This is a genomic window from Chromobacterium rhizoryzae (genome assembly GCF_020544465.1).
Taxonomy (GTDB): Bacteria; Pseudomonadota; Gammaproteobacteria; order Burkholderiales; family Chromobacteriaceae; genus Chromobacterium.
This window is the reverse complement of sequence record NZ_CP066126.1, coordinates 2,082,524-2,095,258: the sequence shown is the minus strand read 5'-3', so window position 1 is coordinate 2,095,258 and position 12,735 is coordinate 2,082,524. Positions and strand designations below refer to the sequence as shown.

11 protein-coding genes are annotated in these 12,735 nt (G+C 64.3%); 5 read left to right on the top strand and 6 right to left on the bottom strand.

Annotated features, from left to right (window positions below; translation table 11 throughout):
* Positions 1-2: 2 nt before the first annotated feature.
* Positions 3-734, bottom strand: coding sequence for a response regulator (locus tag JC616_RS09600; protein ID WP_107799595.1), 732 nt, complete (start codon positions 732-734; stop codon positions 3-5).
* Positions 731-1,945: an EAL domain-containing response regulator gene (locus JC616_RS09595; protein WP_158274294.1), complete on the bottom strand. Its 1,215-nt coding sequence runs from the start codon at positions 1,943-1,945 to the stop codon at positions 731-733. Before JC616_RS09595 ends, JC616_RS09600 begins: the two co-directional genes overlap by 4 nt.
* 206 nt (positions 1,946-2,151) lie before the next feature.
* Here JC616_RS09595 and fliW point away from each other — a divergent pair, with 206 nt between their 5' ends.
* Both fliW and JC616_RS09585 read left to right on the top strand, forming a co-directional pair.
* Complete coding sequence (gene fliW, locus JC616_RS09590; protein WP_107799597.1) at positions 2,152-2,586, top strand: flagellar assembly protein FliW; 435 nt, start codon at positions 2,152-2,154, stop codon at positions 2,584-2,586.
* Positions 2,586-3,152: a DNA-3-methyladenine glycosylase I gene (locus JC616_RS09585; protein ID WP_107799598.1), complete on the top strand. Its 567-nt coding sequence runs from the start codon at positions 2,586-2,588 to the stop codon at positions 3,150-3,152. Before fliW ends, JC616_RS09585 begins: the two co-directional genes overlap by 1 nt.
* A gap of 59 nt (positions 3,153-3,211) precedes the next feature.
* On the opposite strand, the gene clpB is transcribed toward JC616_RS09585, so the two are convergent.
* Entirely contained in the window at positions 3,212-5,791 is a 2,580-nt protein-coding gene (gene clpB / locus JC616_RS09580) for an ATP-dependent chaperone ClpB (RefSeq protein ID WP_227107934.1), read from the bottom strand.
* A 244-nt stretch (positions 5,792-6,035) separates the two neighbouring features.
* On the opposite strand from clpB, the gene JC616_RS09575 reads away from it, so the two are divergent.
* Positions 6,036-6,518 (top strand): hypothetical protein, encoded by a 483-nt coding sequence (locus tag JC616_RS09575; RefSeq protein WP_227107932.1) that lies wholly within the window; start codon positions 6,036-6,038, stop codon positions 6,516-6,518.
* Between the two features lie 159 nt (positions 6,519-6,677).
* Here the strand turns inward: JC616_RS09575 and JC616_RS09570 are convergent, their stop codons facing one another.
* Both JC616_RS09570 and selD read right to left on the bottom strand, forming a co-directional pair.
* Positions 6,678-7,175, bottom strand: a complete 498-nt coding sequence (locus JC616_RS09570; protein ID WP_227107930.1) for a LexA family protein — start codon at positions 7,173-7,175, stop codon at positions 6,678-6,680.
* Between the two features lie 10 nt (positions 7,176-7,185).
* On the bottom strand, positions 7,186-8,226 hold the full coding sequence (gene selD / locus JC616_RS09565; protein ID WP_107799602.1) for a selenide, water dikinase SelD: 1,041 nt from the start codon (positions 8,224-8,226) through the stop codon (positions 7,186-7,188).
* Positions 8,227-8,246: 20 nt separating this feature from the next.
* Between selD and mnmH the strand changes: the two genes are divergently transcribed.
* Positions 8,247-9,284, top strand: a complete 1,038-nt coding sequence (gene mnmH / locus JC616_RS09560) for a tRNA 2-selenouridine(34) synthase MnmH (RefSeq protein ID WP_227107928.1) — start codon at positions 8,247-8,249, stop codon at positions 9,282-9,284.
* 100 nt (positions 9,285-9,384) lie between these two features.
* On the top strand, positions 9,385-11,370 hold the full coding sequence (mnmC, locus tag JC616_RS09555) for a bifunctional tRNA (5-methylaminomethyl-2-thiouridine)(34)-methyltransferase MnmD/FAD-dependent 5-carboxymethylaminomethyl-2-thiouridine(34) oxidoreductase MnmC (protein ID WP_227107926.1): 1,986 nt from the start codon (positions 9,385-9,387) through the stop codon (positions 11,368-11,370).
* 70 nt (positions 11,371-11,440) lie between these two features.
* Here the strand turns inward: mnmC and JC616_RS09550 are convergent, their stop codons facing one another.
* Positions 11,441-11,869 (bottom strand): acyl-CoA thioesterase, encoded by a 429-nt coding sequence (locus tag JC616_RS09550; protein ID WP_107801826.1) that lies wholly within the window; start codon positions 11,867-11,869, stop codon positions 11,441-11,443.
* Positions 11,870-12,735: the final 866 nt, after the last annotated feature.

The following is a 12,735-nucleotide window of genomic DNA, read 5'->3' as shown; positions in this document are numbered from 1 at the left end:
GCTCAGAGCTCACGTGACGACTCGGCCTCCGTCTCGGAAACCTCCTCGACGAAGAGCCGCAAAACACCGTAGCGGTCGCTGAAATCGCGCAGCACCGTGATCTGGTTGGCGGAGATGGCCGCGCCGCGCGGCAGCAGCAAATGGCCGTGCTTGCTGTGCAGGTCCTGAGCCAGCACCGCGCCCGCCTTCACCGTGAGCAGGCTGACCGCCATACCCGGCGGCGCTTCGGGCAACGCCGGAGCGTCGAACAGCCGGCCGAAAACCTTGCGGTCGTATTCGGTGCCGGTGGACACGCCGTAGTAGCTGAACGGATCGATCTCCGGCCGCTTGCGCTGCATCGCCGCCACGATGGCCTTCTCCACATCGGCCGGCTTCGGCGGCTTGACCACGAAGCCGTCTGCGTGCAACTGGCTGGCCAGCACCACATTGCTGCGATCCGCATGGCCGGACAGGAACACAAAGGGCAGATTGGAAGGATTCATGGTGTGGCCGCAGCGCAGTTCCTTGAGCAGATCCATGCCGTTCATCGGCGCCATCTGCACATCGCACAGCACCAGGTCCACCATGCGGATATCCAGCAAGCGCATCGACGCGGTGCCGTCCGCAGTCTGGAAGATAGCGTCCGAGCGCATGCCCATGGTCTGCAAAGCCTGACTGATCAAGGAGCGCACCAGAGTCTGGTCGTCCACGACCAATATCCGCATCCGCGAGAAGTCCACCGCCGCGATACTCATCCCGCGCCCCCTTCCGCCGCCGCGGTTTCCTGACTCCGCCGCAAATAGTCGCTCAATTCGTTTTCACGCACCGGCAAGGCCATATAAGCGCCTTGCACGCAGGGGCAGCCCATCTCCTGCGCCAGCGTCACATCCTCCTCCTCGTCCACCCCGCTGGCGGTGATGGCTCCCGGCGGCAAGCCGTAGATGCGCAAGAACCGCAGCGCCTGCGGGTCCGCGCCCAGCATGGCGCGTATCCATTGCAGGGATTCGATGGGGATGTTCACATGGTCGAACGGCAGCTTGAGCATATTGCTCTGGGTCAGCGAACCGCTGCCGAAATGATCGGCGATCAGCCGGAAGCCCAGATACTTGATCTTGGCGACGTTCTCGAAAGCCTGGGCCGGCGATTGCTGCCCCAGCCCCTCGGCCAGCTCGAAACCCAGCAAGCGCGGCGGCACGCCGCGCTGCTGCAACTGGGCATGGCAGTGGTCGAACAGGTTCTCGCTCTCCAGACAGGCTTTGTCTATGCGCACGTTGACGCCGCACTCCTCGCCCAGGCCTTGCTGGCGCAGGCTGGCCAACAGGCTGGCGATGCGGGCCACCAGCTCTTCCAGCACCAGGGCGGAGACCCCTTTGCGGCGCGCCAGCACATTGAAAAGACCGGCGCCCCACTCCACCCGCCCCTGCGGCCGAATCAGGGCCGTCACGTCGAAGCCGGCGAGCCGATGGCCGGGCAGGCCCAGGATGGGTTCGATCTCCAGCTTGAATTCGCCGGAGCAGACGTCGGCGAAAAAGCCCTCCACGTCCAGCTGCTGCACCTGGTAGGCGCGCTCCAGATCGTTGAACACGCTATTGAGCGCGGTGAGAAAGGACTCCGCCGAGTACGGCTTGGACAGGAAGCGGGTGCTGCCTATGCCCAGGCTGCAAGCCATCTCGCTGATGGTGTTCAGGGTTTTGCCGTCATAGCCGGAAATGATCAGCAAGGCCGCCCGGTAGCCGAGCAAGGCCACGTGCTTGATGAAGTCGATGCCGTTCATGCCCGGCATGCCGATATCGGTGACGATCAGGTCGTAGTGGTTCTCACCGATGCTGCGCAGCGCCTCGGCCGGGTCGCTGAACTCGTCGATGGCCACTTCGTAGCGACTAAAGAAACTGGCCTGGCGGGAAATCAGTTTCCGCAGCACCAGCTGGTCTTCAAGAATCAGAAACCGCTTGGCGGGCAAGCTCATGGGATCTCCCCTTAGCATCGCGCGCGGGCGCCCTGCCGGCTGTCCGCAACCCAATTTAGATACGACATTCGAGTAATATTGATATAGGCCGATAAGCCCTCGGCCACAACCACGGCTTGCAATCTTCGCGCGCGGCGGCGTTCCGCTTGTGCAATTGCCGTCGTCGCCATGCATAATGAGAGCATTGTCACGCCAGGAGGCACGCCATGCGGTTCCAGTCCAGCCAGCTCGGCCAAGTCGATATCGACGAGAGCACCGTCATCACCTTCCCGCGCGGCATTCCCGCGCTGGAAAACTGCACCCGCTTCAAGCTGTTCCACAACGCCACCCAGGCCCAGCCGCAGGTGTTCTGGCTGCAATCGCTGGACGACGCCGGCGTCATCTTCAGCATCACCACTCCGGAAGCGCTGGACATCCGCTATGAGATAGAGCTGGACGACGCCGAAGTGGCCGAGCTGCAATTGCAGCGGCCGCAGGATGTGGCCATTCTGCTGATGCTGAGCAATCAGGCCGATGAACAGCACCCGGCGCTGTCCACGATGAAGGCGAACATCCGCAATCCTCTGGTGATCAATCTGCAAAGCCGCACCGGCCTGCAAAAAGTGGGGCTGCAGTGCGACATCCTGCTGCATAACCGCTGATGCCGGCCCCGGCCCGCTGCGCCTGGTGCGGCGACGATCCGCTCTACGTCGCCTATCACGACGAGGAATGGGGATGTCCCGAGCGCGACGACCGCAAGCTGTTCGAGATGCTGATTCTGGAAGGCGCGCAGGCCGGCCTGTCCTGGATCACCATCCTGCGCAAGCGCGACGGCTACCGCCGCGCTTTTCACGGCTTCGACCCGGTCAAGGTGGCGGCGATGGACGACGGCGACGTTGAGCGCCTGATGCAGGACGCCGGCATCGTGCGCAACCGGCTGAAGATCCGGAGCGCCATCCGCAACGCCAAGGTGTTTCTGCAGATGCAGCGGCAACACGGCAGTTTCGCCGACTGGCTGTGGGCGCATGTGGACGGCCGGCCGATACTGCGCCGCCGCGACGACGAGCGGGTGCCCGCCAGCACCGAGCTGTCCGACCGCATCAGCAAGGCGCTGAAAAAAGCCGGCATGAACTTCGTCGGCAGCACGGTGATCTACGCCTATCTGCAGGCCTGCGGCGTGGTCAACGACCACATGTCAGCCTGCTTCCGCCACCCCGATCGCGGCTGAGCGCGCCGCCCAAAGAAAAAGCCCGGATTCCCGGGCTTTTTTTACGAGCGGGCCTGCGTTCAGGCAAAGCTCAGATGGCCGTCCCGCGCTTCCACCAGGATGGTGGATTTCGGCGGGTATTCGCCGGCCAGGATGGCCTTGGCCAACGGGTTTTCCAGTTCGGACTGGATCGCCCGCTTCAAGGGCCGCGCGCCGTAGACCGGATCGAAGCCGGCTTCGGACAGCAAGGCCAGCGCCTCCTCGCTGATCTGCAAGTCCAGATCCAGCTTGGCCAGCCGGCGCTCCAGGCTCTTGAGCTGGATGCGGGCGATGGACTTGATGTGCTGCTCGCCCAGGCCGTGGAACACCACCACCTCGTCGATGCGGTTGATGAACTCCGGCCGGAACTGGGTTTTCACCTCCGCCATCACCGCCAGCTTGATCACCTGGTAATCGTCGCGGTCCATCGCCTGAATCTGCTGGCTGCCGATATTGGACGTCATCACCACCACGGTGTTCTTGAAATCCACGGTGCGGCCCTGGCCGTCGGTCAGACGGCCGTCGTCCAGCACTTGCAGCAGGATGTTGAACACGTCCGGATGCGCTTTCTCCACCTCGTCCAGCAAGATCACGCTATACGGCTTGCGGCGCACCTGCTCGGTCAGATAGCCGCCCTCCTCGTAACCGACATAGCCCGGCGGCGCGCCGATCAAGCGGGACACCGAATGCTTCTCCATATACTCGGACATGTCGATGCGGATCAGGTGATCTTCGCTGTCGAACATAAAGCCGGCCAAGGTCTTGCACAGCTCGGTCTTGCCCACGCCGGTCGGCCCCAGGAACAGGAAGGAGCCGTAAGGCTTGTTGGGATCGGCCAGACCGGAACGGGAGCGACGGATGGCGTCGGCGACCGCGCTGACCGCCTCGTCCTGCCCCACCACGCGCTGATGCAGCACCTCCTCCATGCGCAACAGCTTGTCGCGCTCGCCTTCCAGCATCTTGGACACCGGAATGCCGGTGGCGCGGCTGACCACTTCCGCGATCTCCTCCGCCCCCACCTGGGTGCGCAGCAAACGGTTGGGCCTGGCCTGCTCGCCGGCGCCGGCCGCCTCGGCGTCCTGCAGCCGCGCCTCCAGCTGCGGCAGCTTGCCGTACTGCAGTTCCGCCAGCTTCTGCCAATCGCCCTTGCGCTTCAGGTCCTCCATCTCCACCTTGAGGCGCTCGATTTCCTCCTTGATGCTCTGCGAGCCCTGTTGCGCGGCTTTTTCCGCCTTCCAGATCTCGTCCAGGTCCGCATAGGCGCGCGACAGCTCGGCGATCTCGTCCTCGATCAGCTTCAGCCGCTTTTGCGAGGCCTCGTCGCTTTCCTTGTTCACCGCCTCGCGCTCGATCTTCAGCTGGATCAGCCGGCGGTCCAGCCTGTCCATCTCTTCCGGCTTGGAATCCAGCTCCATCTTGATGCGGCTGGCGGCCTCGTCGATCAAATCGATGGCCTTGTCCGGCAAGAAGCGGTCGGTGATGTAGCGCTGCGACAACTCGGCGGCGGCGACGATGGCCGGGTCGGTGATGTCCACGCCATGGTGGATTTCATACTTTTCCTGCAAGCCGCGCAGGATGGCGATGGTGTCCTCCACCGAGGGCTCGCCGACCAGCACTTTCTGGAAGCGGCGCTCCAGCGCCGCGTCCTTCTCGATGTAACGGCGGTACTCGTCCAGCGTGGTGGCGCCGATGCAGTGCAGTTCGCCGCGCGCCAGCGCCGGCTTCAGCATATTGCCGGCGTCCATCGCGCCCTCCGCCTTGCCCGCGCCCACCAGGGTGTGGATCTCGTCGATGAAGATCAGGGTCTGGCCGTCGTCCTTTGCCAGATCGTTCAACACCGCTTTCAGCCGCTCTTCGAATTCGCCGCGAAACTTGGCGCCGGCGATCAGCGCCGCCAGATCCAACACCAGCAGGCGCTTGTTCTTCAGGCTTTCCGGCACTTCGCCGTTGACGATGCGCTGGGCCAGGCCCTCGACGATGGCGGTCTTGCCGACGCCGGGCTCGCCGATCAACACCGGGTTGTTCTTGGTGCGGCGCTGCAATACCTGGATGGCGCGGCGGATCTCGTCGTCGCGGCCTATCACCGGGTCCAGCTTGCCCAGGCGCGCGCGCTCGGTCAGGTCCTGGGTGTACTTCTTCAAGGCTTCGCGCTGGCTCTCCGCGTCCTGGCTGGACACGCTTGCGCCGCCGCGCACCGCGTCGATCGCGGCCTGGATCGCCGCCGGCTGGCCGCCGTGCTCTTTCAGCAGCCGCGCGGCCTCGCCCTTGTCCTGGCTCAGCGCGGACAGGAACAGCTCGCTGGCGATGAATTCGTCGCCAAGCTTCATCGCCGCCTTGTCGCTCAGGTTCAGCAGATTGGCCAAATCCCGCGAGACGGTGATCTCGCCGCCATTGCCCTGCACCCGCGGCAGGCGCTGCAAAGCCTGGTTCAAGCCGGCTTTCAGGCCGGGCACGTTGACGCCGGCGCGCGCCAGCAGGCCGGCGATGCCGCCGTCGGCGTCGTCCAGCATGGCCAACAGCAGATGCTGCGGCTCGATGTAAGCATGGTCTTGAGACAGGGCCAGACTCTGGGCATCCCCCAGCGCCTGCTGGAACTTGGTCGTCAGCTTGTCGAATCGCATGGAGTGGCTCCTTCGAAAGATTGATAAACACTATCTGGGCATGGCCAGTTGCTTTTCAAGCCTCGCAATCGTCGATCTTGAACCCGATTTTCCCTCAGACGCATTTTATTTATGGCTTTGGCAAAAAATTTAATCTATGCATTAAATCAAGAGCGGAACCGGACTGACCCAACAAGAGCCGCCCACCCAAGTCCCGAGCCGCCTGACTTGCGTAATCGCTTATATTCATTAAAGGGGTATCACCATGAAGCCACTCCTGGCCGCCGGCCTGCTATTGACCGCCTGTTCCCTGGCCCACGCCGACAATGATCTTTCCTTGCTGGCCTACGGCGCGTCCATACACAGCCAATGCAGCGGCAAGAGTTGCGATTTCAACGGAGAAAACCCCGGCCTCGGGCTGGAATGGGCGCCGCTGGGCAACGACGCGGACGGCCGCTGGATCGGCCGCGTCGGCTCTTATCGCGACTCCTTCCGCGAAACGGCCTGGTTCGTCGCCGGCGGCTGGCGCAAGGAATGGCAGCTGGGATCCAGCCCGCTCTACGCCGGCACCACCTTATTGGTCGGTTATCTGGACGGCTCCGGCGTCAAGCAGGTGGTCGCCTTCCCCATGCTCAGCATAGGCACTCGCAAACTGGCGCTGGAAGTGGGCTATGTGCCCAAGATGGACTACACCCCGCACAAGACGCGGGTTGCCGTCACCACCTTCAGCCTGCGCTGGACCTTTTAAGAACCTGTTCAAAGCCTGCCGTGCTTCGGCGATACGACGTTGAGAACACCTTCGAAATGCTCATATACCCTATGTGCATTCCGCTTGCTCAGCCGTTTTCGCCTGGTATCGCCCTAGCTCGCAAGACTTTAAAATAGGCGCTAAGCCGCGCCGGCAAATTCAGCGCAGCGAACGCACCACCGAGCTGACCACGCCCCAGATCTCGACATCGGTCTCCGCCTGTAAATCGGCGTAGCCCGGCTGAGCGGCGCGCAAGCAGGCGCGATCAGGGCTCAGATGCAGCCGGCGCACCAGGAATTCCTCGCCCGCCACCGCTACCACCACATCGTTGTGACGCGGCGGCAGCATGCGATCGACAATCAGCAAGTCGCCGTCAAAAATGCCGGCCCCGGCCATGGCGTCGCCGGCGACGCGCACGAAGAAACTGGTGTCCGGGTGCTGGATCAACAAATCGTTGAGGTTGAGCGAACGCTCGAGATAGTCGTCGGCCGGCGATGGGAAACCCGCCGCCACGCTGCCGTCGAACCAAGGAATCTGGGCGTCGTCGGCGCTGGCGCGCCGCGCGCCGCCCACCCGGCCGGGCGCCAGCCGCGCCAGCTCCGCCAAGGGCCGGTCGCGGGCGGCCAGCCGCAGGCGCTCCGGACGCGCGTCTTTCACGTCGCGCCGCTCAGCGGACGATGACGCGGGCCTCGCCCGCGGCCAGGCGGCCGATCTTGGCCGCATAGCCGAAACCGGCGCGCTGGAAACGCGCCAACACCTCGTCGGCCTGTTCCGGCGCCACCGCCGCCAGCAAACCGCCGCTGGTCTGCGGGTCGGCCAAGAGCCGCAGCTGCCACTCCGGCAGCCCCGCGCCAAAATCGACGTGCTCGCCGAAACTGGCCAGATTGCGCTCGATCGCGCCCGGACCGCAGCCTTGCTCCGCGAAAGCGCGCGCCTCCTCGATCACCGGCACCGCGGCCATATCGATGTGCGCCGCCAGCTTGGCGCCCTTGCACACCTCCAGCGCATGGCCCAACAGGCCGAAGCCGGTGACGTCGGTCAGCGCGTGCACGCCGTCCATGGCCGCCAGTTCCGCTCCGACGGTATTCAATTTGGTGGTGGAAGCGATCAAGGCCTGGTAGCCCTTATCGTCCAGCTCCCCTTTCTTCATCGCCTGCGCCAGCACGCCCACGCCCAGGCCCTTGCCCAGGATCAGCACATCGCCGTCGCGCGCCTCGCTATTGCGCTTGAGCTGGTCCGGATGCACCACGCCCAAGGCCACCAGACCGTAGATCGGCTCGGGGGAATCGATGGAATGGCCGCCGGCGAGCGGGATGCCCGCGGCGTGGCATACCGACTCTCCGCCGGCAAGAATGTCGCGGATGGTTTCCACCGGCAACACCTTCACCGGCATGCCGACAATGGCCAAGGCCATGATGGGGGTCGCGCCCATCGCATAAATGTCGGACAGCGCGTTGGTGGCGGCGATGCGGCCAAAGTCACGGGCGTCGTCGACGATGGGCATGAAAAAATCGGTGGTCGCCACAATGGCTTGCGAGGCGTTCAACTGATACACCGCGGCGTCGTCGCTGGTTTCCGCCCCCACCAATAGATTGGGGAAAACCATTTTTTCCTTGGCCGTCGACAAAATGGACTCCAGCACCGCCGGGGCAATTTTGCAGCCGCAGCCGCCGCCGTGAGACAATTGCGTCAATTTGATTTCAGCCATTTGCGGACTCCGCCATATTTATGCTTTTCAAGGTCGCGAACGTATCACAGCTTGGGCAGTTTGACGAGATCATCGACGTCCGATCTCCGGCGGAATTTGCCGAAGATCATATCCCCGGCGCCATTAACTGCCCGGTTCTGGACAACGACGAGCGGATTCGCGTCGGCACGCTGTATAAACAGGTTTCCCCATTCGAAGCGCGCAAGGTCGGCGCCGCGCTGGCGGCCAAGAATATCGCCCGCCATATCGAAGAGCGCTTCGCCGATCGCCCCAAATCCTGGCGCCCGTTGATCTGCTGCTGGCGCGGCGGCCAGCGTTCCGGCTCCATGGCCCTGATCTTCGCCCAGATAGGCTGGCCCGCGCATCAGCTGGAGGGCGGCTACAAAGCCTATCGCCGCCAGGCGCTGCAATGGCTGGAGGAACTGCCAGGCCAGCTCAAGCTGCGCGTGATCTGCGGCCCCACCGGCTCCGGCAAAAGCCGCTTGCTGCAGGCGCTGGCGCGCGCCGGCCACCAGGTGCTGGATCTGGAGCAGCTGGCCAATCACCGCGGCTCGGTGCTGGGCCGTCTGCCGGACTTGCCCCAGCCGCCGCAAAAATGGTTCGACACCCTGCTGCTGCAACAGATCCGCGGCCTGGATTCCGACCGCCCCGTCTTCATCGAATCGGAAAGCAAGAAGGTCGGCTTCGTCACCCTGCCCGACGCGCTGTACCGCCAGATGCACCAAGGCGACTGCCTGCTGATCGACGTGCCTTTGGCGGAGCGCGTGCGCTTTTTGCTGGAGGATTACGACTTCTACCTGCGAGACCCCGAAACCTTGATCCGCCAACTGGGCTTCTTGAAAGGGCTGCACTCGGGCGAACAGCTGGACGCCTGGAACCAGTTGATCCGGGCCGGGCGCTTCGACGCCCTGGTGGCGGAACTGCTGGCCAAGCACTACGACCCGCTCTACTACCGCTCGCTGGGCAAGCATTACCCGCAGCTGGCCAAGGCCACGCCTTTGCGGCTGAACAGCCTGGCTCCGGAGCAACTGGATCTGGCCGCGGCGCGGATAGTCTGAACAGGGGCCGCGGCGCCGCTCATCAGCGGCGCAAAACTGCGGTATCATCAGAACATCCTAATTCACCCGCGGCGCCGCGCCGCGCCCCGACTCCGCGCGCATGACCCCACACGCTCAACTTGACTGGCACGACGGTCAACCGGTTTCCCTCGCCTTCGGCGACGTCTACTTCTCCCGCGCTTCCGGCCTGGACGAGACCCGCCATGTCTTCCTGCGGCACAACCGCTTGGCCGAGCGCTTCGCCGAACTGCCCGCCGGCGGCCACTTCGCCATTGCCGAAACCGGCTTCGGCACCGGCCTGAACTTTTTATGCGCGTGGGAATGCTTTTTGCAATACGCGCCGGCCGATACGCGCCTGCACTTCATCAGCGCGGAGAAGTTTCCGCTGACCCCGCGCGATCTGGCCCGGGCGCTGGCGCTCTGGCCCCAGCTCGCCGGCCTGGCGCAGCAGCTGCTGGCCCAATACCAGTCCCTGCCTCCGGGCTGGCACCGCCTGCTGCTCAGCCAGGGGCGCGTCACGCTGACCTTGCTGATCGGCGATGTCCTGGAAGTGCTGCCGGAGGTGGACGCTCGCGTGGACGCCTGGTTCCTCGACGGCTTCGCCCCGTCCAAGAACCCGGACATGTGGCAAGCGGAGCTGTTCCAGACCATGGCGCGGCTCTCCGCGCCCGGCGCCACCTTCGCCACCTTCACCAGCGCCGGTTTCGTGCGTCGCGGCTTGAGCGAGGCCGGCTTCGCCGTCAGCAAGACCGCCGGCTTCGGCCATAAGCGGGAAATGAGCCACGGCCATCTGCAAACCCTGCCCGACGGCGAATGGTCGCCTCCGTGGTTCGCCCGCCCGGCGCGGCGCCACGGGGAACGCAGCGCCATCGTCATCGGCGGCGGCATCGCCGGCGCCGCCAGCGCCTACAGCCTGGCCTGCCGCGGCTGGCAGGTCACCGTGGTGGAACGCCTGCCCGAACTCGCGCGCGGCGCCTCCGGCAACCCGCAAGGCGTGCTGTACACCAAGCTGTCCCCGCACTTCACCCCGCTGACCCGCCTGATCCTGTCCGGCTACGGCTATAGCCTGCGCACGCTGAAAACCCAGCTGCCGGAGGACGACGCGCACTGGCGCGGCTGCGGCGTCTTGCAACTGGCCTACGACGCGGCCGAGGCGGAACGCCAGCAAGGGCTGGCCGCGGCCGGCTTCGGCGAAGACTTCCTGCGCCCGGTCGACGCGCGGGAAGCCAGCGAGCTGGCCGGCGTCGAGCTGCAGCACGGCGGCCTGTTCTTTCCGCAGGGCGGCTGGGTCAATCCGCCCGCCCTGGTGCGCAAGCTGGTGGAGCATCCCAATATCCAGGTCCGCACCAGCCGCACCATCGTGGAGCTGGACTACAACCCGCTGGACAAGAGCTGGGTCGCCATCGGCGATGAAGGCTCGGTGGCCATCGGTTCCGTGGTCATTCTGGCCGGCGCGGCGGAAACCGGCGCCTTCGACGCCACCCAGCACCTGCCCTTGAAAAAGATTCGCGGCCAGGTCACCGTGACGCGCGCCACCGAACACAGCGAGGCGCTGCGCACCGTGCTGTGCGGCGAAGGCTATATCTCCCCGGCCCGTTTCGGCGAACACTGCCTGGGCGCCACCTTCAAATTCAACACCGAAGATCTCGGCGTCAACCTGTTCGAGCATCAGGAAAACCTGCAGATGCTGGCGGGACTCGCGCCCAGCCTGTACCAAGCCCTGGGCGGCGAAAGCCTGCTGGACAAAGCCCTGGCCGGACGCGCCGCGCTGCGTTGCACCAGCCCGGACTATCTGCCCATCGTCGGACCGGTCGCCCACGCGCAAGGCCTGATCGACGCCTATCTGCCGCTGAGCAAGGACGCTTCCTTGAAACTGACCGCCGCCGCGCCCTGGATAGACGGCCTCTACGTCAACACCGCCCATGGTTCGCGCGGCATGATCACCGCGCCGCTGTCGGGCGAAATACTCGCCGCCCTGCTGGAGGACGAACCGGCCCCGGTGGCCCGCAGCCTGATGCAGGCCACCCACCCCAGCCGTTTCCTGATGCGCGATCTGATGCGCAACAAAGTGCCGCGGCAAAGCTGACCCGGCTGCAGCCGGGCGCGAAAAAGCCCCCGCCGCGCCAAGGCGACGGGGGCAGGAAAAACTGGTCGTCTCAAGCGGCGGACTTGGCCGCCGTCTCCACCGCCGCGCGAATGTCCTCCGGGATGGCGACCGACTTGCCCGCCTGATAATCCACCCACACCAGCGTCACCTCGCCGCTGGCGTACACCACGCCGGGATCGTCGCGCCGATAAAAATGATGGCGCAGCTTCAAGCTGCTGCGTCCCAGTTTTTCCAGTTCGATGCTAATGTCTAGCGTGGCCGGATAGGTGATCTCCTTGCGGAACACGCAGGCGGTGCCCGCCAGCACCGGACCGCAGCCTGAGGGGTCGATGCCGTGCCCCAGGCTTTCCAGCCAATCCAGGCGGATCTGCTCCAGATAACGGAAATAGTACGTATTGTTCAGATGCCCGACGGCGTCCATATCGCCCCAACGCATCACGATGCTGCGGGTATCGATAACCGGGTAATGCTTGTCCACGCTGTTCCCCTTGAAAGACGAGCCGGCGCGGCGTCCATAGGCGCGCCGTTCACGGCCGGCGCGCCATGATTGTTTGCACTGCGTCATGATAGCGGCCAATCCCGTCCGGGTCACATAGCGTCACATAAAACACAACAAATCCAAATATCCGGCCTCGAAACAAATCGGCATACTGGTTTCCGTCAGCAGCCAGGGCTCGCAAGAGTCCTGATCTGGCATGATCAGCGCGCGGGTTCTGTTGGAAATTACCTACCCCTTCTGGCCGGCGCGTTGGTCTCCTGAGCGAAGGTGCAAATTGGGGCCCCATCTGGGGCTCTTTTTTTATGCTTCGCGCCCCCTCAGCCAGACCTGCGCGCCAATTCATTGCGCAAATGTTAAGCCCGCCCCGATTTCATCACAGCCCGTCACACAAGCCCCCAATAATCACTCTATTTGGCCCGTGCCGGCAGGCGCATACTGCGTCCATCGAATCGGCTCTCCCCCGAGGGCGGTTCGATACGATCGAAGCGCTGCCGGCTGTGGATACACGCCCACCGGCAACCGCGACGATCACCTGAGCGAAGGTGCAATTCAGAGCCCCCTGATCGGGGCTCTTTTTTTATGCTCCCTTCCCGGCGGCGCGAGCCAAGCCGGCATGCTTTCGTGCTATGCTCTGAGGGCTGGGCAAAAAAAGAGGCCGCACGGAGGCGGCCCAAACGGGGATCTCAATTCACCAAGTGTCCAAGCCAAAGCTTGGCGCACCAGAACGAAGTACAGACGGACGACGTCTACGTACACATGAACATCAAGACTCGGCAAGCGGCGTACAAGCATGAGCAGCCAACCGGGTTTTCATGCAAGCCCTGAAGCTGCATGGCTCGTATACT

Bases quoted from the DNA above. Each gene is read 5' to 3' on its own strand.
- mnmC (WP_227107926.1), top strand. From the start codon at position 9,385: ATGACCCCACACGCTCAACTTGACTGGCACGACGGTCAACCGGTTTCC.
- clpB (WP_227107934.1), bottom strand. From the start codon at position 5,791: ATGCGATTCGACAAGCTGACGACCAAGTTCCAGCAGGCGCTGGGGGAT.
- JC616_RS09585 (WP_107799598.1), top strand. From the start codon at position 2,586: ATGCCGGCCCCGGCCCGCTGCGCCTGGTGCGGCGACGATCCGCTCTAC.
- JC616_RS09575 (WP_227107932.1), top strand. From the start codon at position 6,036: ATGAAGCCACTCCTGGCCGCCGGCCTGCTATTGACCGCCTGTTCCCTG.
- selD (WP_107799602.1), bottom strand. From the start codon at position 8,226: ATGGCTGAAATCAAATTGACGCAATTGTCTCACGGCGGCGGCTGCGGC.
- fliW (WP_107799597.1), top strand. From the start codon at position 2,152: ATGCGGTTCCAGTCCAGCCAGCTCGGCCAAGTCGATATCGACGAGAGC.
- JC616_RS09595 (WP_158274294.1), bottom strand. From the start codon at position 1,945: ATGAGCTTGCCCGCCAAGCGGTTTCTGATTCTTGAAGACCAGCTGGTG.
- JC616_RS09600 (WP_107799595.1), bottom strand. From the start codon at position 734: ATGAGTATCGCGGCGGTGGACTTCTCGCGGATGCGGATATTGGTCGTG.
- mnmH (WP_227107928.1), top strand. From the start codon at position 8,247: ATGCTTTTCAAGGTCGCGAACGTATCACAGCTTGGGCAGTTTGACGAG.